The sequence below is a fragment of the Pseudomonas sp. LARHCG127 genome (assembly GCF_052871455.1).
In genome coordinates, this window is the sequence record NZ_JBIXJT010000001.1 from 121367 (window position 1) to 142238 (window position 20872).

Annotated in this window: 22 protein-coding genes; 9 read left to right on the plus strand and 13 right to left on the minus strand. The window is 59.3% G+C overall.

Annotated elements, in window-relative coordinates:
• The first annotated feature begins 13 nt into the window (after positions 1–13).
• The 3 genes from ACIPQ1_RS00480 (at position 14) to ACIPQ1_RS00490 (ending at position 3263) form a co-directional block, all read left to right on the plus strand.
• Positions 14–1264 carry a lipoprotein-releasing ABC transporter permease subunit gene (locus ACIPQ1_RS00480; protein ID WP_250965525.1) on the plus strand — a complete coding sequence of 417 codons (1251 nt, stop codon included), beginning with the start codon at positions 14–16 and terminating at the stop codon, positions 1262–1264.
• A 7-nt stretch (positions 1265–1271) separates the two neighbouring features.
• On the plus strand, positions 1272–1955 hold the full coding sequence (lolD, locus tag ACIPQ1_RS00485; protein ID WP_446533361.1) for a lipoprotein-releasing ABC transporter ATP-binding protein LolD: 684 nt from the start codon (positions 1272–1274) through the stop codon (positions 1953–1955).
• 63 nt (positions 1956–2018) lie between these two features.
• On the plus strand, positions 2019–3263 hold the full coding sequence (locus ACIPQ1_RS00490) for a lipoprotein-releasing ABC transporter permease subunit (protein ID WP_186705218.1): 1245 nt from the start codon (positions 2019–2021) through the stop codon (positions 3261–3263).
• A 200-nt stretch (positions 3264–3463) separates the two neighbouring features.
• On the opposite strand, the gene ACIPQ1_RS00495 is transcribed toward ACIPQ1_RS00490, so the two are convergent.
• On the minus strand, positions 3464–4816 hold the full coding sequence (locus ACIPQ1_RS00495; RefSeq protein ID WP_446533362.1) for a heavy metal sensor histidine kinase: 1353 nt from the start codon (positions 4814–4816) through the stop codon (positions 3464–3466).
• Entirely contained in the window at positions 4813–5493 is a 681-nt protein-coding gene (locus tag ACIPQ1_RS00500; RefSeq protein ID WP_250965528.1) for a heavy metal response regulator transcription factor, read from the minus strand. The genes ACIPQ1_RS00495 and ACIPQ1_RS00500 overlap by 4 nt, the downstream gene beginning before the upstream one ends.
• A 151-nt stretch (positions 5494–5644) precedes the next feature.
• Here ACIPQ1_RS00500 and copI point away from each other — a divergent pair, with 151 nt between their 5' ends.
• Together copI and queF are read left to right on the plus strand one after the other, a co-directional pair.
• Positions 5645–6166, plus strand: a complete 522-nt coding sequence (copI, locus tag ACIPQ1_RS00505) for a copper-resistant cuproprotein CopI (RefSeq protein ID WP_250965529.1) — start codon at positions 5645–5647, stop codon at positions 6164–6166.
• A 61-nt stretch (positions 6167–6227) separates the two neighbouring features.
• Positions 6228–7058, plus strand: coding sequence for an NADPH-dependent 7-cyano-7-deazaguanine reductase QueF (gene queF / locus ACIPQ1_RS00510; protein ID WP_446533363.1), 831 nt, complete (start codon positions 6228–6230; stop codon positions 7056–7058).
• Between the two features lie 214 nt (positions 7059–7272).
• Here queF and ACIPQ1_RS00515 read toward each other — a convergent pair whose 3' ends face one another.
• On the minus strand, positions 7273–7539 hold the full coding sequence (locus ACIPQ1_RS00515) for a DUF4404 family protein (protein WP_250965531.1): 267 nt from the start codon (positions 7537–7539) through the stop codon (positions 7273–7275).
• Between the two features lie 108 nt (positions 7540–7647).
• On the minus strand, positions 7648–8268 hold the full coding sequence (locus ACIPQ1_RS00520) for an HAD family phosphatase (RefSeq protein WP_446533364.1): 621 nt from the start codon (positions 8266–8268) through the stop codon (positions 7648–7650).
• Between the two features lie 202 nt (positions 8269–8470).
• Between ACIPQ1_RS00520 and ACIPQ1_RS00525 the strand changes: the two genes are divergently transcribed.
• The 3 genes from ACIPQ1_RS00525 (at position 8471) to rssC (ending at position 11169) form a co-directional block, all read left to right on the plus strand.
• Entirely contained in the window at positions 8471–9160 is a 690-nt protein-coding gene (locus tag ACIPQ1_RS00525) for an MlaA family lipoprotein (protein WP_411386951.1), read from the plus strand.
• A gap of 345 nt (positions 9161–9505) precedes the next feature.
• Positions 9506–10687: a two-component system response regulator RssB gene (gene rssB / locus ACIPQ1_RS00530; protein WP_053120765.1), complete on the plus strand. Its 1182-nt coding sequence runs from the start codon at positions 9506–9508 to the stop codon at positions 10685–10687.
• Positions 10687–11169 (plus strand): anti-sigma factor antagonist RssC, encoded by a 483-nt coding sequence (gene rssC / locus ACIPQ1_RS00535; RefSeq protein WP_025212773.1) that lies wholly within the window; start codon positions 10687–10689, stop codon positions 11167–11169. Before rssB ends, rssC begins: the two co-directional genes overlap by 1 nt.
• Positions 11170–11387: 218 nt before the next feature.
• Here the strand turns inward: rssC and tal are convergent, their stop codons facing one another.
• The 4 genes from tal to dusA all read right to left on the minus strand — a co-directional run bounded on the left by tal (position 11388) and on the right by dusA (position 17391).
• The gene (gene tal, locus ACIPQ1_RS00540) at positions 11388–12314 is read right to left on the minus strand and encodes a transaldolase (protein ID WP_186705210.1); all 927 of its coding nucleotides are present in this window, start codon (positions 12312–12314) and stop codon (positions 11388–11390) included.
• A gap of 182 nt (positions 12315–12496) precedes the next feature.
• Positions 12497–14485 (minus strand): UvrD-helicase domain-containing protein, encoded by a 1989-nt coding sequence (locus ACIPQ1_RS00545; protein WP_411386952.1) that lies wholly within the window; start codon positions 14483–14485, stop codon positions 12497–12499.
• A complete protein-coding gene (locus ACIPQ1_RS00550) occupies positions 14482–16218 on the minus strand; it encodes a DEAD/DEAH box helicase (RefSeq protein WP_446533365.1) in 1737 nt (578 codons plus the stop codon). Before ACIPQ1_RS00550 ends, ACIPQ1_RS00545 begins: the two co-directional genes overlap by 4 nt.
• Before the next feature lie 162 nt (positions 16219–16380).
• Entirely contained in the window at positions 16381–17391 is a 1011-nt protein-coding gene (gene dusA / locus ACIPQ1_RS00555) for a tRNA dihydrouridine(20/20a) synthase DusA (protein WP_446533366.1), read from the minus strand.
• A 103-nt stretch (positions 17392–17494) separates the two neighbouring features.
• On the opposite strand from dusA, the gene ACIPQ1_RS00560 reads away from it, so the two are divergent.
• Complete coding sequence (locus ACIPQ1_RS00560) at positions 17495–18646, plus strand: tyrosine-type recombinase/integrase (protein WP_446533367.1); 1152 nt, start codon at positions 17495–17497, stop codon at positions 18644–18646.
• Here the strand turns inward: ACIPQ1_RS00560 and ACIPQ1_RS00565 are convergent.
• From ACIPQ1_RS00565 to ACIPQ1_RS00585, 5 genes are all read right to left on the minus strand, one after another.
• On the minus strand, positions 18621–18896 hold the full coding sequence (locus ACIPQ1_RS00565) for a pyocin activator PrtN family protein (protein ID WP_122567964.1): 276 nt from the start codon (positions 18894–18896) through the stop codon (positions 18621–18623). The genes ACIPQ1_RS00560 and ACIPQ1_RS00565 overlap by 26 nt on opposite strands.
• A gap of 256 nt (positions 18897–19152) precedes the next feature.
• On the minus strand, positions 19153–19698 hold the full coding sequence (locus ACIPQ1_RS00570; RefSeq protein WP_305389108.1) for a DUF2786 domain-containing protein: 546 nt from the start codon (positions 19696–19698) through the stop codon (positions 19153–19155).
• Between the two features lie 277 nt (positions 19699–19975).
• Positions 19976–20239, minus strand: a complete 264-nt coding sequence (locus tag ACIPQ1_RS00575) for a hypothetical protein (protein ID WP_446533368.1) — start codon at positions 20237–20239, stop codon at positions 19976–19978.
• A gap of 57 nt (positions 20240–20296) precedes the next feature.
• Positions 20297–20503, minus strand: coding sequence for a hypothetical protein (locus tag ACIPQ1_RS00580; RefSeq protein ID WP_025569819.1), 207 nt, complete (start codon positions 20501–20503; stop codon positions 20297–20299).
• On the minus strand, positions 20500–20838 hold the full coding sequence (locus ACIPQ1_RS00585; protein WP_305389110.1) for a DUF7673 family protein: 339 nt from the start codon (positions 20836–20838) through the stop codon (positions 20500–20502). Before ACIPQ1_RS00585 ends, ACIPQ1_RS00580 begins: the two co-directional genes overlap by 4 nt.
• Positions 20839–20872: the final 34 nt, after the last annotated feature.

Below are 20872 nucleotides of genomic sequence, written 5' to 3' on the forward strand. Positions count from 1 at the left end.
AACAAGCCCCGACATGTTCAGACCTCTCTTCGTATTTATCGGCACGCGTTATACCCGTGCAAAGCGTCGCAATCATTTTGTATCGTTCATTTCCCTGACCTCCATCATCGGTCTCGCCCTCGGCGTGGTCGTGATGATTGTCGTACTGTCGGTGATGAACGGCTTCGATCATGAGATGCGCACCCGCGTGCTGGGCATGGTGCCCCACGCGACCCTCGAAACCGGCGAAGCCATCAGCGATTGGCCGAGCCTGGCCGCCAAGGTCAAGCAGAACCCGCAGGTGCTGGCCGTGGCGCCTTTCACCCAGATGCAGGGGCTGCTGACCAACGACGGCAAGGTGTCCAAGGTCCTGCTCAACGGCATCGATCCAGGGCTGGAACGGCAGGTGTCGATCATCGACAACTTCATGAAGCAGGGCAAACTCGACGACCTGGCGCCGGGCAGCTTCGGCATCGTCATCGGCGACAAGGCCGCGGCGAAGCTAGGCGTGGTCATCGGCGACAAGCTGACGTTCGTTGCGCCGGAAGTCACCGTGACGCCGGGCGGCATGTTCCCGCGCATGAAGCGCTTTACCGTGGTCGGCATTTTCCATGTGGGTGCTGGCGAGCTCGATGGCTACCTCGGCGTGACCAATCTCCAGGATCTCGCCCGCCTGCATCGCTGGAAGCCGGATCAGGTCCAGGGCCTGCGCTTGAAGTTCGACGACCTGTTCCAGGCCCCTCGAGTGGCCTGGACCATCGCCCAGCAGCTTGGCGAAGACCGCTACTACGCCCGGGACTGGACGCGCACCCACGGCAACCTGTACCAGGCGATCCGCATGGAGAAAGCCATGATCGGCCTGCTGCTGTTGCTGATCGTCGCTGTGGCGGCGTTCAACATCATCTCCACGCTGGTGATGGTGGTGAACGACAAGAAGGGCGACATCGCCATCCTGCGTACCCTCGGTGCGACGCCGGGGCAGATCATGCGGATCTTCATGGTCCAGGGCACCGTCATCGGCGTCATCGGCACGTTCGTCGGCGCTTTGGTCGGCATGTTCGCCGCGCTGAATGTCAGCGCGGCGATCGCCGGCCTCGAAGGGCTGATCGGGCACAAGTTCCTCAACGCCGACGTGTACTTCATCGACTACCTGCCATCGCAGTTGCAGTCCGATGACGTGTTGATGGTCTGCGGCGCCGCGTTGGTCCTGAGTTTCCTCGCCACCCTGTATCCTGCCTGGCGTGCCGCGCGCACCCAGCCTGCGGAGGCGTTACGTTATGAGTGAGTCGGGCATGAGTGAAAAAGCAATCTTGAGCTGCCGCAACCTGGGCAAATCCTACGAGGAAGGCCCAGAGTCGGTGGTGGTGTTGTCGGGCCTGCAACTGGAGTTGCATCCAGGCGAGCGCGTGGCGATTGTCGGCACTTCCGGGTCGGGCAAAAGTACCTTGCTCAACCTGCTGGGCGGGCTGGACACGCCAACCGCTGGCAGTGTCTGGCTGGCCGGCGAAGAGCTTTCGGCGCTGAATGAGAAGGCCCGTGGCCTGCTGCGCAACCGGTCCCTGGGCTTTGTCTACCAGTTCCACCACCTGCTGCCCGAGTTCACCGCGCTGGAAAACGTCTGCATGCCGCTGTTGATCGGCCGCACGGCAATTCCCGAGGCTCGTCAGCGCGCCACGGCGTTGCTGGAGCGGGTAGGGCTGGGGCATCGCCTGGAGCACAAGCCAGCCGAACTGTCCGGTGGCGAGCGCCAGCGCGTGGCGATTGCCCGGGCCCTGGTCAACAAGCCTGGCTTGGTGATGCTCGACGAGCCGACCGGCAACCTCGACGCCCACACCGCCCAAGGCATCCAGGACTTGATGCTGGAACTCAGCACCTCGATGCGCACGGCGTTCCTGGTGGTGACCCACGACATGAACCTGGCCCGCCAGATGGACCGCGTCCTGCATTTGCAGGAAGGTTGCCTGACCCCCATCTGACCGACCGAAACCCGGTACTTGCTGCAAGTGCCGGGTCTTTTATTTGCATACGGTGCCCAGCGAATGTTCAGACCGTTATCGATTTTCATCGGCACGCGCTATACCCGCGCCAAGCGCCGCAATCGCTTTGTTTCGTTCATCTCCATGACCTCGATGATCGGCCTCGCCCTGGGCGTGCTGGCGATGATCGTGGTGTTGTCGGTGATGAACGGCTTCCAGCGCGAAATGAGCTCGCGCATCCTCGGCATGGTGCCCCACGCCACCATCGTCGGCGTCAACCCGATCGACGACTGGCAGCCGGTGGCCGCCGCGGCGCTGAAAAATCCCGCAGTCACGGCGGCCGTGCCGTTTACCGAGATGGAAGGGATGCTGAGCCATAAGGGTTCGATGCAGCCGATCCAGATCAGCGGCATCGATCCGGCCCAGGAAGGCAAGGTGTCCATCGTTGCCCAGCATATCGTCCAAGGGCGTCTCGATGCCTTGAAACCGGGCGAGTTTGGCGTGGTGATCGGTGAGATCACGGCTCGGCGCTTTCGCCTGAACGTGGGCGATAAACTGACCCTCATCGTGCCGGAAGTCAGCACCGCGCCGGGCGGCATCACCCCGCGGATGCAGCGCTTGAATGTCGTGGGTGTGTTCAAGGTCGGCGCGGAGCTGGACGGCTCCATGGCGCTGATTCACCTGGCCGATGCCGCGCAGATGCAGCATTGGCAGCCGAACCAGGTGCAAAGCGTGCGCCTGGCGGTGAAAGACCTGTACGCGGCGCCGAAGGTCTCCGGTGACATCGCTGCCGGTCTTGGTGCGAGTTACAAGTCTGACGACTGGACCCACACCCAGGGCAGCCTGTTCAGCGCCATGAAAATGGAAAAGACCATGATTGGCTTGCTGTTGCTGATGATCGTCGCGGTGGCGGCGTTCAACATCATCGCGACCCTGATCATGGTGGTGAATGACAAGGGCGCGGACATCGCGATCCTGCGCACCATCGGCGCCACGCCGCGGCAGATCATGGCGATCTTCATGGTCCAGGGCACGGTGATCGGCGTCGTCGGCACGCTGATCGGTGGCGTGCTGGGCGTGATCGCGGCGTTGAACGTCAGTGCGCTGGTGGGTTGGCTGGAGCGGGTCAGCGGCCAGCACATCTTCAGTTCCGACGTGTACTTCGTCAGTAACTTGCCGTCGGAACTGCAGCGTGGGGACGTGGTGCTGATCTGCTCGGCCGGGTTCATCCTGAGCTTCCTCGCCACCGTGTACCCGGCGTGGCGCGCGGCGAAGATCGAACCGGCGCAGGCGTTGCGGTATTCCTGAGGCCCTGCAACAGTGGGTTTGCTGACTCACTGCAAGCCCACTGGCAAGTGACGATTGCTCTTGTGGCGAGGGAGCTTGCTCCCGCTGGAGCGCGAAGCGCTCCCAAAAAACGGAAGTTCCGCGCATGCGTGCGCAGCATTTGGGGCTGCTGCGCAGCCCAGCGGGAGCAAGCTCCGTCGCCACAGGGACTTGATTCGGCCTTAATTACCCTTCGGCAGTTCGATCAAAAACCGCGTCCAGCCATCGGCCGATTCACAACGGATTTGCCCGCCATGGGCGCGGATGATCGAGCGGGTGATGGCCAGTCCAAGCCCCGCGTGTTCGCTGCTGCCTTCCTGGCGAGCCGGGTCGGCGCGGTAGAAACGGTCGAACAGGCGCGGCAGCAAATCCGCTGGAATTCCCTCGCCACTGTTTTCCACGCTTACGCTCACCCCTTGAGCCCCATCGACCATCCTCACCCGCACTTCGCCGTCAACCGGGGTGAAGCGCAGGGCGTTGTCCAGCAGGTTGGAAAGGGCTCGACGTAGCATGTTGCGATCACCCTCGATCAGGCTCTCGCCGTCGCGACTCAGGCGTACGTTGGCGTCTTCGGCCAGGGGCGCGAAGAAATCCAGCAACATGTCCACTTCCTCGGCCAATTGCAGCGGTTCGCGATGGAGCGCCAGCAGGCCGTGGTCGGCCTTGGCCAGGTACAGCATGTCGTTGACCAGTTGCGCCATCCATTGCAGTTCTTCGAGATTGCTGTGCAACGCCTCGCGGTAATCCTCAAGGGAGCGCTCGCGGGTGAGGGTGACTTGGGTGTGGGTCAGCAGGTTCGACAGCGGTGTGCGCAATTCGTGGGCGATGTCGGCGGAGAACGCGGAGAGCCGTTGAAACGCGTCGTCGAGGCGTCCGAGCATGGCGTTGATGCTGTGGGCCAATTCCGCCAGTTCGGCGGGCATTTGTTCCTCTGGCAGCCGGGCGTTGAGGGAGCGGGCCGAGACATTGCCGGCAATGGCGCCCATGCGTCGCAACGGCCGCAAGGCGCGCCGGGCGGCCCAGGCACCGAGCAGGGCGGTGGCCAGGGCCGAGAGGCCGACGGTCAGCCAGATCAGCCGTTGCATGCGCTGCAGGAAATGCTGGTGATGAGTGATGTCCAGCAGCAAGGTCAGTTGCGGTGAATCGGTTCGGTCGGGGTACAGCGGCGCGTTCAACACTCGATAATCGTTGTCGGCATCGCTGAGGGTCGACAGGCCGGGGCGCTCCGGCAATTGCGCCGGGATCCGGATCGAGCTGTCGTACCAGCGCACCCCGTCACTACCCTTGATGCGCAACGCCAGGTCGGCCTGACGGCTCAGTTCATCTTCCAGACGGCTTTGGGTCTGCTCGGCGTTAAGGTCTTGCAGGGCCCGGCGCAGGCCGATCAACTTGCCTTCGAGCAGTTGCTGGTCCAGCTCGATGAAGTGCGCCTCGCTGCCCCGGCTGAACAAGACCCCGGCGAACAACGACACCACCGCCGTGCAGGCGGCGAACAGCAGCGCCAGGCGGCTGCTCAGCGACCACCGGCCCCTCACAGGCTGCGCTCTTCAAGCACATAGCCCATGCCCCGCACGGTGTGGATGAGCTTATTGGGGAACTCATCATCGATCTTGATGCGCAGTCGCCGGATGGCGACTTCGATGACGTTGGTATCGCTGTCGAAATTCATGTCCCAGACCTGGGAGGCGATCAGCGATTTGGGCAGCACTTCACCCTGGCGGCGCAGAAGCATTTCCAGCAACGCGAACTCCTTGGCGGTGAGGTCGATGCGCCGGCCGCTGCGTTCGACGCGGCGGCGGATCAGGTCCAGGCGCAAGTCCGCCAGTTGCAGGCTGGTTTCCTGTTGTGTCGAGTTGCCTCGACGCAACAGGCTCCGCACTCGCGCCAGCAACTCGGAAAAGGCAAAGGGCTTGACCAGATAATCATCGGCGCCCAGCTCCAGGCCGTGGACCCGGTCCTGCACCGCATCCCGCGCGGTGAGAAACAGCACCGGGGTATCCAGGCCGGCCCCACGGACCGCTTGGAGGATTTGCCAGCCATCACGGCCGGGCAGCATCACGTCGAGGATCAGCAAGGCGTATTCACCGCTCAAGGCCAGTTGCTGGCCAGTGATGCCGTCGGCCACCAGGTCGGCGTTGAACCCGGCTTCGCCGAGGCCCTGGCGCAGGTATTGGCCGGTTTTGGTTTGGTCTTCGACGATCAGCAATTTCATGGGCGGCTCGAGGCAGGTTGGGACGAGGGCGTTATACCGTGGCGGGTGGGTTCGTGGCGCAACCTGACAAAGTTGTAATCGAGCTGTAAGCCGATTGGCAGGCCTGCAACGATAGAGTTTCCCACATGCCGAACCTGCTTGGAGTATGGACATGTTGATGGGAAAACGCTTGATCCTGGCCGCTTGCGCGCTGGCCCTCAGTACGCCGTCGTGGGCATCGCCGGGGCATTATGATTTCGGCCAGCCTGCACCGGCGACCAAGGCCAGTCGCAGCATCGAGGTGGTGATGGGTGACATGACGTTCTATCCCGGAGCCCTGGATATCAAGGCCGGCGAGACCGTTCGGTTCGTGCTGGTCAACAAAGGCCAGTTGCTCCACGAATTCAACCTGGGCAACGCAGCCATGCACGCCGACCATCAACAGGAAATGCTCAAGATGCAGCAGAGCGGCCAGTTGCTGCCGACCGCGATGAAGCCAGGGATGGATCACGCCGCCATGGGCCACGACCAGGCGAGCATGCGCCACGATGATCCCAACAGCGTGCTAGTGGAGCCGGGCAAGACCGGCGAGCTGACCTGGACCTTCAGCAAGGCCACGCGCCTGGAGTTTGCGTGCAATATTCCTGGCCACTACCAGGCCGGGATGAAGGGCGACCTGACAGTCAGTCAGTAAGCACTCAAAGGCGGCGGCAAAGGCTGGTAGAATCCACTGATTCTTCAGTCAGGTTTCCGTCATGCATCCCGCAGCCGAACATTCGCCGCTGGGCAAATCCAGCGAATACATCGCCACGTACACGCCGTCACTGCTGTTCCCGATCCCGCGCACCGCGAAATGGGCGGAACTGGGCCTGACGGCCGAGACCCTGCCGTACAAGGGCGTGGATTTCTGGAACTGTTTCGAGCTGTCCTGGCTGTTGCCGTCCGGAAAGCCGGTGGTGGCCATCGGGGAATTCGCGATCCCGGCGGATTCGCCGAATATCATCGAATCCAAATCCTTCAAGCTGTACCTCAATTCGTTGAACCAGACCCCGTTCGCCGATACCGCGAGCCTGGAAGCGACGCTGCGCAAAGACCTTTCGGCGGCTGCCGGCAAGCCAGTGGGTGTACGGATCCGCAGTCTCAAGGATGTGGAAAGCGAAGGCATCGTGGCGCTGCCCGGTACGTGCATCGACGACTTGGACATCAGCGTCGATTCCTACGCGCACCCGCGCCCGGAACTGCTGCGTTGCGATGCTTCGCGCATCGTCGAGGAAAGCCTGCACAGTCATTTGCTCAAGTCCAACTGTCCGGTGACCAGCCAGCCAGACTGGGGCAGCGTGGCGGTGGAATATCGCGGCGCGGCCCTGGACCCGGCCAGCCTGCTGGCCTACATCGTCAGCTTCCGCCAACATTCGGATTTCCATGAGCAATGCGTGGAGCGGATCTTTCTTGACCTGCAGCGGTTGCTCAAGCCAGAGAAATTGACGGTGTATGCGCGGTATGTGCGCCGTGGCGGGCTGGATATCAACCCGTATCGCAGTACTGAAGCCGTTCAACTGCCGAACCATCGCCTGGTCCGCCAATAACTTTTCTTGTGGCAGTGGGTTCTTGTGGAGGTGAGCTCTTGTGGGAGCGAGCTTGCTCGCGATGAGTCCGGCACATTCAATAGTGAGATTGGCTGACACATCGCTATCGTCGGATCGCCGCCCGGAGCAAGCTCGCTCCCACAGGGGATTGCATTTCAGGTCGTTGGAACTAAAAAGCCCTGCTAGGTTAGCAGGGCTTTTTGGCATCCGGCATTCAGATTCCCATGTTGCCCAAGGTCAACATGATGTTGCGCAACGTGCTGGCGATACCTGGGTGGTCAACCTCAAAACGCTCTACGGCCAGGTTCACGCCGTCGACCAGGTTGTTGTCCTGAAGCTGGTTTTCCAATTGGATCTCAGCTTCGATCTGAGCCATTAGTTGATGCAGGCTTTCGCGCTCTGGTTCAGACAGCGGTGGGTTCTGGTCCAATTGCTCGCGCAGGGCATTCAGTTGGTCTTGCAATTCGCGGCGGGCAGGCATTGGCGTACTCCCTTTATTGATAGGCACACCATGGACCGCGACGCAGCGGCAAAAGTCCATGGCCTGCCTTAAGAGTAATCCACACTCACGCGCCCTGCATGATCCCGGTCAGGGCTTCTCGCCTTTAATGCGACGCAGACAGATATCGGCCAGGCAAGTCTCGAGTTCGCCCAAGTGATCGATCACTGAGTGCACCCCCAGGCTGAACAACTGCACGGTGGCCTTGGCCCGTTTGGCTTCCCGCGCCTGTTGGCTCAATGCCTGCCACTCGGCGGGCGCCAGGCCACACAAAGAGCCGCAGGAGGCCAGTCCGATGGTCCACAAACCTGCGTTGAGCCCAGACTGCAACAACCGGGGTTCGCCGCTGACCAACACGCAGCCGTCCAACTGCTGGACATTCAGCGCCATCAGGGCTTGCCAGCAGGCGTGCGGAGCCGGCCATGGATAATTTGTTGCAGGAAGTTGCGGTGCTTTGATGGACGTAGGCAATACGGCCGCGAGGCTATGACTGGTGGCTGGAGGCAATTCATCGAGCCAGGCGCAGGGGATGTTCAGATGCTGCAAGCTTTGCAGGCTTTCCAGCGCGCCGGGTGTCGGCTGGGCGTGATCCGCTGGCGCTGCCCCTGGCTGACGAATGCGCGCCCCGAAATCTACCAGGCACCCGCTCAGGCCAAACAGTACAGCGGTGAGGCTGGGGGCAGGAAGGGGCAGGGCTTCGGTGCGGGGCATGGGAACGTCCTTGAAATAACCAGCAGCCTAAAGTGCGCGGATGACAGTCCAGTGACAGTGAAGTGAAGGGCGCCAATAGCGGAAACATCCTACGGCCGGCGTGTTTTTTCGGTGCTGCCTATCCTCGCGTTCCGTCTTATACTAGCCAGCTTACCGCCTGGGCTCGGCGCCCTTGCCTGAACAATCCAAGGAGTTTTCCCCTATGCGCTGGAGCCATCGTCTAGCTCAGCTGTGTCTTTCCGCCTGCGTCCTGCTGGTTCCGTTCGCCGCCCAGGCCGCTACGGAAGACGATCCTTGGGAAAGCGTCAACCGGCCCATCTTCACCTTCAACGACACCCTTGATACCTATGCGCTCAAGCCACTGGCCCAGGGATATCAATACGTGACGCCGCAGTTCCTCGAAGACGGCATCCACAATATGTTCCGCAACATCGGTGACGTGGGCAACCTGGCCAACAACGTGCTGCAGGCCAAGCCGGCTGCTGCCGGGGTCGACACCGCCCGATTGATCTTCAACACCACCTTCGGCTTGCTGGGCTTCTTTGACGTGGGGACCCAGATGGGCCTGCAGCGCAGCGATGAAGATTTCGGCCAGACCCTCGGCTACTGGGGCGTGGGCAGTGGGCCGTATGTCATGTTGCCGCTGATGGGGCCAAGCACCCTGCGAGATGCGCCGGCCAAGCTGGTGGATAACTACACCGCCCCGTATCGCTATATCGATAACGTTTCGGTGCGTAACTCCATCTGGGGCCTGAACATCGTCGACACCCGCGCCAGCCTGTTGTCGGCCGAGAAAATGGTGAGTGGCGACAAATATGTCTTCATCCGCAACGCCTACCTGCAAAACCGTGAATTCAAGGTCAAGGATGGGCAGGTCGAAGACGACTTTTAATTTCGTCCTGTAAAACCACGAAGGCGGCCCATAAGGCCGCCTTCTGTGCTTTCGGGGCGGGTTTGAGCGGGTTTGATCCTTCCATTGAGTTACGCTTCGCTCGGTTCTTATAACTCTCTGTGCTTTGACAAATAAAGACGGCAAGCGGCGATCTGCATGAGCTTGAAACGCCCCGCGGATGGGAGTACCGTCTGCGCCTTAGAAGGGCACCTCTGATGTAATGGTGTGTAGGGCAATCGCCTGAAACCGGTACGACAGAGAGGCTAGAAAGCGAATCCAGTAGTGCGTGCCAGGCCAGACCGCCCAGCCCGCTACGCCAACCTAATTCTGGCGCCGTTTGCCCACATGCCAAAAACCAGTGCCACGCTGCTGATAATCGACGATGACGAAGTGGTGCGAGCCAGTCTCGCAGCCTACTTGGAAGACAGTGGTTTCAGCGTCCTGCAGGCCAGCAATGGCCAACAGGGTCTTCAGGTATTCGAGCAAGACAAGCCCGACCTGGTCATCTGCGACCTGCGCATGCCGCAGATGGGCGGACTCGAACTCATTCGCCAAGTTACCGAGATCTCCTCGCAGACGCCGGTGATCGTGGTGTCGGGCGCGGGCGTGATGAACGACGCGGTCGAGGCATTGCGCCTGGGCGCGGCGGATTACCTGATCAAGCCCCTTGAAGACCTTGCCGTGCTCGAGCATTCGGTGCGCCGGGCCTTGGACCGTTCGCGCCTGTTGGTGGAGAACCAACGCTACCGCGAGAAGCTGGAAACCGCCAACCGCGAGCTGGAAGCCAGCCTGAACCTGTTGCAGGAAGACCAGAACGCCGGGCGCCAAGTGCAGATGAACATGCTGCCGGTCAGCCCTTGGACCGTCGACGATTTCCGCTTTGCCCACCAGATCATCCCGTCGTTATACCTGTCGGGCGATTTCGTGGACTATTTTCGCGTTGACGAGCGCCGAGTGGCGTTCTACCTGGCGGATGTTTCCGGCCATGGTGCGTCTTCGGCCTTCGTGACGGTGCTGTTGAAGTTCATGACCACGCGGCTGTTGTTCGAGTCCAAGCGCAACGGCACGCTGCCAGAGTTCAAGCCTTCGGAAGTCCTTGGGCATATCAACCGAGGCCTGATCAGTTGTAAGCTGGGCAAACACGTCACAATGGTCGGTGGAGTCATCGACGAGGAGACTGGTTTGTTGACCTATAGCATCGGTGGTCACCTGCCTTTGCCTGTGTTGTATACGCCAGACAGTGTTCGTTACCTGGAAGGGCGTGGTTTGCCGGTGGGCCTGTTCAACGAGGCCACCTACGAAGACCATGTGCTTGAATTGCCGCCGACCTTCAGCCTGACGCTGATGTCTGATGGCATTTTGGACCTTTTGACAGAACCTACACTCAAAGAGAAAGAAGCGGCCTTGCCTGAACGGGTGAGTGCAGCGGGCGGCAGCCTGGAAGGCTTGCGTCAAGTGTTTGGATTAGCCACGCTCGGGGAGATGCCGGATGATATCGCCCTGTTAGTGTTGAGCAGGAACCTTTGATGAGTACCGGTAGAATCCAGTTCGCCGAGCAGGACGGCACCTTCGTCCTGAAGTTTGTCGGTGAAGTGCGCCTTACCCTGTGTTCGGCGCTGGATGCGACTATTGAGCGGATCTTCACCGCGCTGAATTTCAGCGCCATCGTGATCGACCTGACCGAAACCCGCAGCATCGACAGCACCACGTTGGGCCTGTTGGCCAAGCTGTCGATCCTGTCGCGGCAAAAGGTCGGCCTGCTGCCGACCGTCGTCACCACCCACAACGACATTACCCGTCTGCTGCAATCGATGGGCTTCGACCAGGTGTTCAACATCGTGGGCGACCCTGTGCCGTGCCCGGAATGCCTGGACGACCTGCCTGACCAGGACCAGTCCGAAGAGGAAGTGCGGATCAAGGTGCTCGAAGCCCACAAGATTCTCATGGGGCTCAACGACTCCAATCGTGAAGCGTTTCATGATCTGGTGAATGCGTTGGAGCGGCCTTGAGCCTTGGGCTTGTGTAGATCGAACTGACGCTTTCGCGAGCAAGCTCGCTCCCACAGTGTCTTGCATCGACCACACCATTTGGATCTGCCTTCAATCTCCTGTGGGAGCGAGCTTGCTCGCGATGGCATTTATCAATCCACCACATCCCCTAGGCCAAACCGCATAAAAAAGGGCGAACCCACCCAGGTTCGCCCTTTTTGCATGCCTGCTGAATCAGCTCAAAGCTTGGCTTGCAGCAACGCCTCCAGCTTCTCCTGGTCCCGGGCAAACTGACGAATGCCTTCAGCCAGTTTCTCGGTCGCCATGGCGTCCTCGTTGGACAACCAGCGGAACTGCGCTTCGTTGAGGATCAAGCGCGCTTCCCCGGCTTGCCCAGGTGCCAGCTTACGCTCCAGCTTGCCTTCGTCAGCGGCGAGTTTTTCCAGCAGGTCCGGGCTGACGGTCAAGCGGTCGCAGCCGGCTAGTTGCTCGATCTGGTTGAGGTTGCGGAAGCTCGCGCCCATGACCACGGTCTTGTAGTCATTGGCCTTGTAGTAGTTGTAGATACGCGTCACCGACTGCACGCCCGGGTCATCCGCGCCGGTGTAATCGTTGCCGTTGGCTTTCTTGTACCAGTCGTAGATACGGCCCACGAACGGCGAAATCAGGAACACCCCGGCATCGGCACAGGCGGCGGCCTGGGCGAAGGAGAACAGCAGGGTCAGGTTGCACTGGATACCTTCACGCTCCAACTGCTCGGCCGCGCGAATGCCTTCCCAGGTGGAGGCGATCTTGATCAGCACGCGCTCGCGGCCAATGCCGGCCTTTTCGTACAGATCGATCAGACGATGCGCACGCTTCAACATGGCCTCGGTGTCGAACGACAGGCGCGCATCCACTTCAGTGGAAATACGCCCAGGAATCACTTTCAGGATTTCTTGCCCGACCGCCACGGCAAAACGGTCGCTGGCCAAACCCACATCGCCCTTGCAGTCCGCCACGCAGGCATTCAGTTGCTCGGCATAGCCATGAATGGCCGACGCCTTGAGCAGCAGGGAAGGGTTGGTGGTGGCGTCGACGGGTTTGACGCGGGCGATGGCTTCGAAGTCGCCAGTATCGGCCACGACGGTAGTGAACTGTTTGAGTTGTTCCAGCTTGGAAGTCATGAGCGTGCTCTGTCCTATGGGTCTGTTGACATTACCCGAGGGCCGGCAGCCACTCAAGGGCGTGAAGAGGTATCGACGGGCCCCAGCGGCAACAACCTGAAAACGGCTGTTTGAAAGGCCGGGGCGGTATCGGTAGATACGATGCCAAAACCGCCCGCAGGTTCAACATCACTGCCTGACGGTCATGGCTGCTGTGCGTTCAGGAACAAGCCTGCAATGCCTTCCGGCAGATGCGCCGTCGAGATCAGGATCAGTCGCTGGCCGGCCCTGGTCATTGCCATATAGAGCTTGCGCGAGTTTTGTTCACGCTCCTGGGCCGAAAGCACTCCGGCCTGGGCCGTTTCCTTCATGAGTTTTTCCAGGCCCAGCAGAAACACGATGCTGGCTTCAAGTCCGGTAGCAGTATCCAGGCTGGAAACACGTAGGTTATCTGCGTCCACGTGTACTGACTCCATGCTGTTCAAATCCCAGACTTTGCGCGAACCGAATCGCTTGCTCAACGCCTTGAACAGGAGTTTCTTGTTGGTGTCTCGTCCATACAGAACCAGCATATTCGATAGATTGATCTGCTGGGTTTCCAGGTAGCCCTCTATTTCGTTATAGGTCTGTATGACCGCATCCTGGGGAGTCTCTGATCGGATCAACAGCGGGGCAACGCCTTCATCCATGCCGTCGAAATCAGGTTGCAAATAATCGTCCGGGTCGGTTTGGGTGAATTCGGCCAGGACAAGGCCGGCAGCCCGTAATATGGCTTGAGTGGTTCGATAGGAGTGGTGAAGTTTCTTTGTTTTACCCGCCACATCCAAGCCGACACGCTTCCAACTGAGTCGGCTTTTCAAAAAGCCCTGGTTGGGGTCGGCACATAAGAACAGGCTGCCCTCGGAGTCGGTCAAGGTGCTCTTGACCAGCTGAAACCAGGTCGGCGCAAAGAATTGAGCTTCGTCTACCAGGATGTGCTGGTATTTATCTAGCTTGTCGAGCTTCGTGAGACATAAATCCCGAGACAATGAACTCCATAAGCGAGCGCCTTGTTTGCTCAGCGCGTCATTGACTTGCCCGTAGAGCGACCACACCTGCACCCGTTCTTCCTTACGCAAGGCAAACCCTTGGCCTGCGCGCTCAGCAACCAAATAGTCATGCTCGTCGCAGATCAGTGATTCATTGATGAAGTCGAACTCATCCAGAAGTTGTTGATCGCCGGGCTTCAGGTCCGGAAAGGCTTTTCGATAATGGGCGATCTGGCTTGTAACCTTGATAGGGGATGCCATCTCTGGTTGCGGCTCAAAATGATTCACCCATTGCTGCCGTATCCAGGCCAGCGCGGTCATGATTGTCAGGTTGCGCGGTAGATCTCCCGGGCTGGCCTTCTTCAAGCGATGCTTGAGGTCTTTAACCACCGGGACATTGTGGATCAGCATCAATATCTTCTGATCGGGAAATTTCTTTGCCAGGATCAACGCCCGGTTAGCGGCGATCAATGTTTTGCCGCTACCCGCCACGCCGTTGACCAGACGCACCGAAAAATCATTCAAGGTTTGCGTTTGTTCTTCAGGCAGTTCCAGATCCAGCTTACTGGCCCACTCTTGTTGTGAGTCCAGAAAGTATCGAGTGGTCTTTGCCGAGTTATCCCGTGAGAAATGCCGGCGCGTCGTACATATCGCGGGTATTTCCGCCTCTGGAAAGTAGTGCCCCATGAGCGTGTCGCTGGCCTCATGGCTCAGTGAGTTAAGCAACTTGGGCAGTTGTTCGTGGCCATGTTCGATAAAAGTGTTTTTCGACATCAGCCGCGGGCCATCAGGCGTTGAGTAGTGCAGCCACAGCCGCTTGGTCTGGTCGGGTGTGCAGTTCCACATGACGATCAGCCTGCCGAGCCGCTGCCCGGTCGGCATCCCGTCGGGCTCGGTTGCTTCCAGGCGCGAGAGCAACTCCTTGAAAGCCTGCTGTCCGGTAGCCGCGAACAGTTGATCAGGGTCCAATGTTTCAAAAGAGAGTTCACACAGCACCATGGCCAGCCATTGATGTTGTGCGTGCTGAAGGAAAAAGTCCGGCGCCCAGGCCTCTCGAGGGAGGCACTGGCGAACGACATGGTGGTCGTCCAGCTTGCGCAACACCCGTTTGACGTGGACATGCGCGCCAGTGCTGCGTTGCCATTCAGGGATAAATAGCGTCATGGGGTGAGCACCACTTTGCGGCATCGACTGATCAGGTTCAAATAGTCATTGGCCCATTGCTGCGTGATGCTGTTGCTGCATTCAATTCCTTGGCTCAGTTCAGGCCCGATGATGATCAATTTAGTCATTGCCCGGGTGATGGATACGTTCAATCGCTCGGGCTGGAAGAAAAACTCCGCCACAGCGCCAATGAACTCCTCATCGCCACTGGCCAACGAGACGATGATCAGTTCACGTTCCTGTCCCTGCATGCGCTCAACAGTGTCCGCCACAACGGTGCTGGCGATCTCGCGCCCGAAACTACGCGCCAACAGCGTTCGAATCGCCCGGCCCTGGGCTCGGTAAGGCGTGACGATGCCGATATCAGACAGGGCAAGGCCCATGGTCTGGGCGGTCTTACAGAGTTCCAGTACATGCTGGGCATCGCGATAGTTGCGGGTCCTGGCTGTTCTGTCTGTGGTGGGAATAAACACGGCGCTTGCGTCTGGATCAAATACGCAGTTCATAGGGGCCTCTGCACCAACGTAATTGAAACGCCGCTCCTTGTTAGGGCCTGCAGCCCGTAATTTGCCTTTGTAATAGTTTTTGCTCGGCCATTCGGTCAGCCATTGGTTCATCCGATAGGTTTCTTCGAGCATCACCGTATGGTCGGCAGTTTGGGAGGTGAGACGACCGAATATCGACATCGATTCGCCAGAAAGAACCGACTGGGACAACAGCACCGGCGGCAGCTGTTTCTGGTCTCCGATGAAGATAAACCGCTTACCTTTGCGCATGGCCATTAGCGCGAGGGGGAGGGTAATCTGACTGGCTTCGTCAAAGATCACCGTGTCGAATTTGAAATGCTCCAGCTGGCTGCAGGTGGCGAAGGGTGTCGCGCCAATGACATAGCCACTTCCGTCCGCCGGTAGATTTTCCCAGTCGGCAGGTGTTTTTGCCCAGTCAACGGTTTTGCTTAGATCATCCCGGCGACCACCAATCTTCACGGTTGGGATTTTTCGCTCGGCAATCTTTGCCAGGGCATTATTGATAGCCATGTGCGTATGGGAGGTGACGAACACCCGCTCGTGACGCTCTACCAGCAATTGGGCGATAAGCGCCAGGGCACGGGTCTTGCCTGTCCCTGGCGGGCCTTGAATGCAAGCAATCTGCTCGGCGGCAAAAGCCATGGCAACGGCCCGGGCCTGATGCTCGTTACACTTGTTCTTGATGGCGAACCTTTCGGCGTAATCCAGATCTGCGTCGTTGAATGTGATAACCGGCGCATCGCCGAGCAACGGGACAATGATGTTATCGGCATTGATCGAATCGGCGATATCTTCCAAGGCCTTTTCATAGCGAGGCGTCAGGTCCAACGCGTCCATGTCGGCGTAGCAAGGTCCGTCCTGATAGTTGTCCCAGACTGTATTGGCCAGTTTCTCGCTCAGTAACCAACGGCCGTCCTCTTCACGCTCAAACGTCATTCGGGCGCATAACAACCCTGTGGACGGATCGCCCAAGTGCAAGCGCAGCATGTCCCCTTCACGAAAGCGCGATTCGCTGTCATCGAGATACGCCCAAAGACAAGTAGCCTTGTCGGCTTTTTCAAGATGCGTGAAGCCTTGGGTCAGGCCCTTTTCAAGCTTCTGATGTAACGGGCGCTGCCAGGTTTGCAGGAGTTGATGAAGGTTCGCATCGCGCTCGGCATGGACGAATTCAAAAAGCTTTTCAATAAGCGGATGTTGCCCTTGCATGGGGATACTCGTCCTTGTGATCCGTGATGGCACAACAGTTTTACATACTGTTGGAGCAAGGCGCGAGTATTGTGGATCCAATCGACCCTTTTGGAGGCGAGTGCTGGGTTAAATGCAAGTTACGTATTTCCAACCAAGCGCGTTTGCGTCAACTTGCGCGTGTCAGCGCCCCTCCAGCAACTGCCCCGCCTGATCCAGCAACGCCAACGGATCCTTGGTTTTGTGAATGTCCACCGACAACAACTGCCGAAACCGCCGCGCCCCCGGGAACCCGGTCCCCAGCCCCAACACGTGACGGGTGATGTGATGCATCGCCCCACCCGCGGCCAAGTGATCGGCGATATAAGGCCGCAACTGCGCCAGCGCCTCGGCCCGAGAGATGATCGGCGCAGTGCTGCCGAACAACTGCTGATCCACTTCGGCCAGCAGATACGGGTTGTGATAAGCCTCGCGTCCCAGCATCACGCCGTCGAAGGTCTGCAGATGCTCGTGGCAGGCTTCCAGCGTCTTGATTCCGCCGTTGAGCACAATCTCCAACTCCGGAAAATCCGCCTTCAACCGCGCGGCCACGTCATAACGCAGCGGCGGGATGTCACGGTTCTCCTTCGGCGACAGCCCCTCCAGAATCGCAATCCGCGCATGCACGGTAAAACTCGTGCAACCTGCCTCGCGTACTGTCCCGACAAACTCACACAACTGCTCGTAACTGTCCCGCCCATTGATCCCGATGCGGTGCTTGACCGTCACCGGAATCGACACCGCATCGCGCATGGCCTTTACACAATCGCCCACCAAGTCCGGATGACCCATCAGACAGGCGCCGATCATGTTGTTCTGCACCCGGTCGCTGGGGCAGCCGACGTTGAGGTTCACCTCGTCGTAGCCGTGCTCCTGGGCCATGCGGGCGCAGGCGGCGAGGTCGGTCGGGACGCTGCCGCCTAGTTGCAGGGCTAGGGGGTGTTCGGATGGGTGGTGGCGTAGGAAGCGTTCGTGGTCACCGTTGAGCAGGGCGCCGGTGGTGACCATTTCGGTGTAGAGCAGGGCGTGCTTGGAGAGGATGCGTAGGAAGAAGCGACAGTGGGCGTCGGTCCAATCCATCATGGGTGCAACACTAAAGCGCCGAGACAGCGTAGGCCTTGTATTTACTGGGCTAAAGCTCTGTTTATCTAGCATTTTCTTCAACGTGTTCTGGGCGTGATTTCGGGTGTTTTCAGGCGTTTTTGAGGGGGCGGTGGTACGATGTACCACTTCAAAACTGACGCGTACCACTTTTGACATGGCGACTATCAGGGCAAGAAAACTGGCGGATGGGTCTGTTAGCTACACGGCTCAGATCCGCATCAAGCGCGACGGAGTGCAAGTCTATCAAGAGAGCCAGACCTTCGCCCGAAAACAGGCGGCGCAGGCCTGGGCGCGAAAGCGTGAATCCGAACTGGATGAACCTGGTGCGATTGAGCGAGCGAGCCGCAAAGGCGTCACGCTCAAAGAGATGATTGACCAGTACCTGATCGAGGTTGAGAAAGCCCGGCCGCTGGGCAAGACCAAACGAGCAACCCTCACGGCCATTGGCGAAACGTACATGGGCAAGCTGGACGATACCCAGGTCAACACGCAATGCCTGGTCGATTACGCGCTATGGCGAATGAGCCCTGAGGGGGGAGGCGTACAGCCGCAGACCGCCGGCAACGACTTGGCCCACCTCGGTGCGGTGCTTTCCATTGGCAAAGACGCTTGGGGTTATCAGCTTGATCCTCTGGCGATGGGGGGCGCACGGCGCGTACTGCGCAAGCTCGGCTACAACTTGAAAAGCCGCGAGCGTGACCGGCGCCCTACGCTGGACGAGCTGGGCAAGCTCATGAAGCATTACCAGGACATGCAGGCTCGGCGTCGAAGCATCATCAACATGATGAAAGTGGTGGGCTTCGCGCTGTTCTCGACGCGCCGACTCGACGAAATCACCCGGATTCGCTGGAACGACCTCGACGAGCCCGGCCAGCGAGTGTTGGTACGCGATATGAAGAACCCAGGCCAGAAGATCGGCAACGACGTGTGGTGCTACGTGCCAGACGAGGCCTGGAAAATCCTCCAGACCATGCCCCGTGTCGGCGAAGATATTTTCCCCTATAGCCCTGAATCAATTTCCACGTCCTGGGCGAAGGCCTGCAAGATCTTGAATATCCAGAATCTGCACTTCCATGACCTCCGGCACGAAGGTGTAAGCCGTCTGTTCGAAATGGACTGGGATATTCCCCGGGTGTCGAGCGTTTCAGGACACAGGGATTGGAATTCGCTGAGGCGCTACACCCACCTATGTGGCAAGGGTGATCGCTATGTGAAGTGGGAATGGTACGAAGAGATATTGAGGGCGCCCGTCCAACTGGGCGCCGCATCAATGAAATGGCTCAAACGGCGTGTTTTAACCCGTTGAGCTGGTTGTTCTCCTTAACCGCGGCTGCGCGCTGTTGATCGAGATACGCGGCCAAGTCGGTGATATGGATCCCCTTGGCCGACTTCTGGCTGCGTTCCAGGCGGGTGATCGGGATCTTGATCTGCCCGCTCATCACCTTGCGTTGAAACATGTCGGGCGTCAGGTGCGTGAAGTAGTCCCGGCAAACCTGCTCCAGCGAGATAATCGCCTGGCCGTCGTACTGGGCCATCAGGATAAAGGCTGTGTTCATGATGTCCCTCAAATTCGAAACGATTGGTGAATGAGCGTCGGCCGGGCGGCACGTCCTGCAGGTTGCGCCTCGTTCGCCTGGATCTCGCAAATGAACCTGTGCCTATTCCGATTCGTTGCGCTCAGCGCGTTGGTGAGCCGTGGCAACGCGCCGATACATTGCTCATAGGCATCCGGCCCATGCCAGCTTTGAGCAGGCAAAACCTGGCAGTCAGTACGAGTTGCGTCGCTGCATAAGTACAAAAGCAAGAGGACCGTCATACGTTCCCCTTCCGCCCAAGGCGGGGACGGACATGCGTTGGTTTTATCGCTGAAGCCATAGCAACGACCCGCATATCGCTCTCGCTCAGCTCCATCTCCTTACTGCCTGATGGGGTTGCGGGAAATAATCGGTTGGCCTGTACAAATGCGGAGAAGGCCTCGTCGAAGTGCGCGGCCAGCGCGTTTCGCAAGGCGTCGTAGTGAAGCTCGAACTCAATTGCCTCAGCCGGTGTAACTTCCACGCCGACCTTCTTTGGTCGGCCCCGGCTGGTATACAGGCCAGGTGTACATGTGTCGCACACCTTGGACATGATCTGCGCCGCGAGCTTACGGTCGTACACGTTCAAAATCGGAAACCAACGGATTTCTCGGCACTCGTCGTTTAAGTCGTCGATGGTTAAGCCGTGACGCGCTAACAAGTTATTCAGCATGCGTTGCGCATTATCCTTCTCGCCGCCTTCGCCGCGCTCTGCGAGGGCCATTAGCTTGCGTAGCTTGGCCTGGACCTTCGCATCGCCCCCACGGGGCATGTTTGCTTGCATGGTGCTTCTCCTGGTAAGCGGTGGGGGAGTTGCCGCTCCCCGCGTTCCGCCTTTTTTGATTGTCAGCGTGCGTAGCGACGCGTTTGGTTTTGTCTTATTGCTTCCCGCTCAGCCATGAAAGCTGCCCACTCCAGCGTTTTGCGCTTCTGGCGAATCCGACTACAGGCCTGGTGCTTGCGGGTGGAGCGTGCTTTGCCACAGATATCACAGCGGCTGGGCAGGTCGAGGCGTTGACTTGCCATGGCTGGCCGTGTCCTCGTTGGGCTGACAGACATAATTACTGCCCTCCCATGAGCATGCGCGTCAGGGCGTTGGGCTGGCCGTCCGGTGTCAATTTGCTCAGCGGCTGGGTGGTGGTGTGTCCATTGGCGCTACGCAATGTGGCTACGTCGCCGTTGATCTCTTCAATCACAGCTTTGCGAGCACTGAAGCGATAGTTGCGACCGCCGCCACTGATTGCCACGTAGCTAACCGTATCGCCGATACCCAGCGGGCTTGTGGTAGCCTCTGCGGCGCTACCTTGGGTTTGATTCACTTGCATGGTGCTTCTCCTTTGGTGGTAGGTGTCGGGGAGTTGCCGCTCCCCGGCACCGTCTTTTCAGGCCGTTCTGGCCTGGTCTTGCTTGATGATCGCTATGACTTCGTCCCGGTCCTTCGCATACGCGAAAGGCAGTTCGCCGCCTGGGCGAGTGATCGGGTACCGCGCTTCAGGCAACCGGCACTCGGCCACGGTGTAGCCGCTATCGGTAATCCAACAGTTCTGTTGCACTTGCCCGTCTCGGTTGCGTTTCGGTGCCCACTTCATGCCCAGACCCTACGCAGGTCCTGCCAGATCTCATCGCCGTCGGGGAAATAGGTGTGAACCTCTTGCTCGGGGCTGTTATCCAGCCGCAGGACTGCAATGCAGTCGTCGAACAGGCCTGCGTCGAGACGGCGCAGCTCGGTCAGGTCAAACGGATGTGCCGGGCCGTTGTACAACCCGAGCAGAAAACGCCCGATTACCCCGCTTTGACCTGTGTCGCGCTGCGCGACCGGCAGCAAGCGAACCAGCGCCTCGACGCCGGCTTTGCGGATGGCCGGACGTTCGGCCTGGTACTGGAACAACTCGTCAAAGGAATCTTTGAGCGTTTTGTTGTGCATGGTGCTTCTCCTTGAGTGGCAGGCGTTGCCGCGC

Excerpts from the sequence above, each read along its gene's own strand:
- ACIPQ1_RS00480 (WP_250965525.1), top strand. The coding sequence starts at position 14 with ATGTTCAGACCTCTCTTCGTATTTATCGGCACGCGTTATACCCGTGCA.
- lolD (WP_446533361.1), top strand. The coding sequence starts at position 1,272 with ATGAGTGAAAAAGCAATCTTGAGCTGCCGCAACCTGGGCAAATCCTAC.
- ACIPQ1_RS00550 (WP_446533365.1), bottom strand. The coding sequence starts at position 16,218 with ATGCAAGGGCAACATCCGCTTATTGAAAAGCTTTTTGAATTCGTCCAT.
- ACIPQ1_RS00500 (WP_250965528.1), bottom strand. The coding sequence starts at position 5,493 with ATGAAATTGCTGATCGTCGAAGACCAAACCAAAACCGGCCAATACCTG.
- ACIPQ1_RS00490 (WP_186705218.1), top strand. The coding sequence starts at position 2,019 with ATGTTCAGACCGTTATCGATTTTCATCGGCACGCGCTATACCCGCGCC.
- ACIPQ1_RS00525 (WP_411386951.1), top strand. The coding sequence starts at position 8,471 with ATGCGCTGGAGCCATCGTCTAGCTCAGCTGTGTCTTTCCGCCTGCGTC.
- ACIPQ1_RS00515 (WP_250965531.1), bottom strand. The coding sequence starts at position 7,539 with ATGCCTGCCCGCCGCGAATTGCAAGACCAACTGAATGCCCTGCGCGAG.
- queF (WP_446533363.1), top strand. The coding sequence starts at position 6,228 with ATGCATCCCGCAGCCGAACATTCGCCGCTGGGCAAATCCAGCGAATAC.
- ACIPQ1_RS00580 (WP_025569819.1), bottom strand. The coding sequence starts at position 20,503 with ATGAAGTGGGCACCGAAACGCAACCGAGACGGGCAAGTGCAACAGAAC.
- tal (WP_186705210.1), bottom strand. The coding sequence starts at position 12,314 with ATGACTTCCAAGCTGGAACAACTCAAACAGTTCACTACCGTCGTGGCC.
- rssB (WP_053120765.1), top strand. The coding sequence starts at position 9,506 with ATGCCAAAAACCAGTGCCACGCTGCTGATAATCGACGATGACGAAGTG.
- rssC (WP_025212773.1), top strand. The coding sequence starts at position 10,687 with ATGAGTACCGGTAGAATCCAGTTCGCCGAGCAGGACGGCACCTTCGTC.
- ACIPQ1_RS00585 (WP_305389110.1), bottom strand. The coding sequence starts at position 20,838 with ATGCACAACAAAACGCTCAAAGATTCCTTTGACGAGTTGTTCCAGTAC.
- ACIPQ1_RS00560 (WP_446533367.1), top strand. The coding sequence starts at position 17,495 with ATGGCGACTATCAGGGCAAGAAAACTGGCGGATGGGTCTGTTAGCTAC.
- ACIPQ1_RS00575 (WP_446533368.1), bottom strand. The coding sequence starts at position 20,239 with ATGCAAGTGAATCAAACCCAAGGTAGCGCCGCAGAGGCTACCACAAGC.
- ACIPQ1_RS00570 (WP_305389108.1), bottom strand. The coding sequence starts at position 19,698 with ATGCAAGCAAACATGCCCCGTGGGGGCGATGCGAAGGTCCAGGCCAAG.
- ACIPQ1_RS00545 (WP_411386952.1), bottom strand. The coding sequence starts at position 14,485 with ATGACGCTATTTATCCCTGAATGGCAACGCAGCACTGGCGCGCATGTC.
- copI (WP_250965529.1), top strand. The coding sequence starts at position 5,645 with ATGTTGATGGGAAAACGCTTGATCCTGGCCGCTTGCGCGCTGGCCCTC.
- ACIPQ1_RS00520 (WP_446533364.1), bottom strand. The coding sequence starts at position 8,268 with ATGCCCCGCACCGAAGCCCTGCCCCTTCCTGCCCCCAGCCTCACCGCT.
- ACIPQ1_RS00565 (WP_122567964.1), bottom strand. The coding sequence starts at position 18,896 with ATGAACACAGCCTTTATCCTGATGGCCCAGTACGACGGCCAGGCGATT.
- dusA (WP_446533366.1), bottom strand. The coding sequence starts at position 17,391 with ATGCTAGATAAACAGAGCTTTAGCCCAGTAAATACAAGGCCTACGCTG.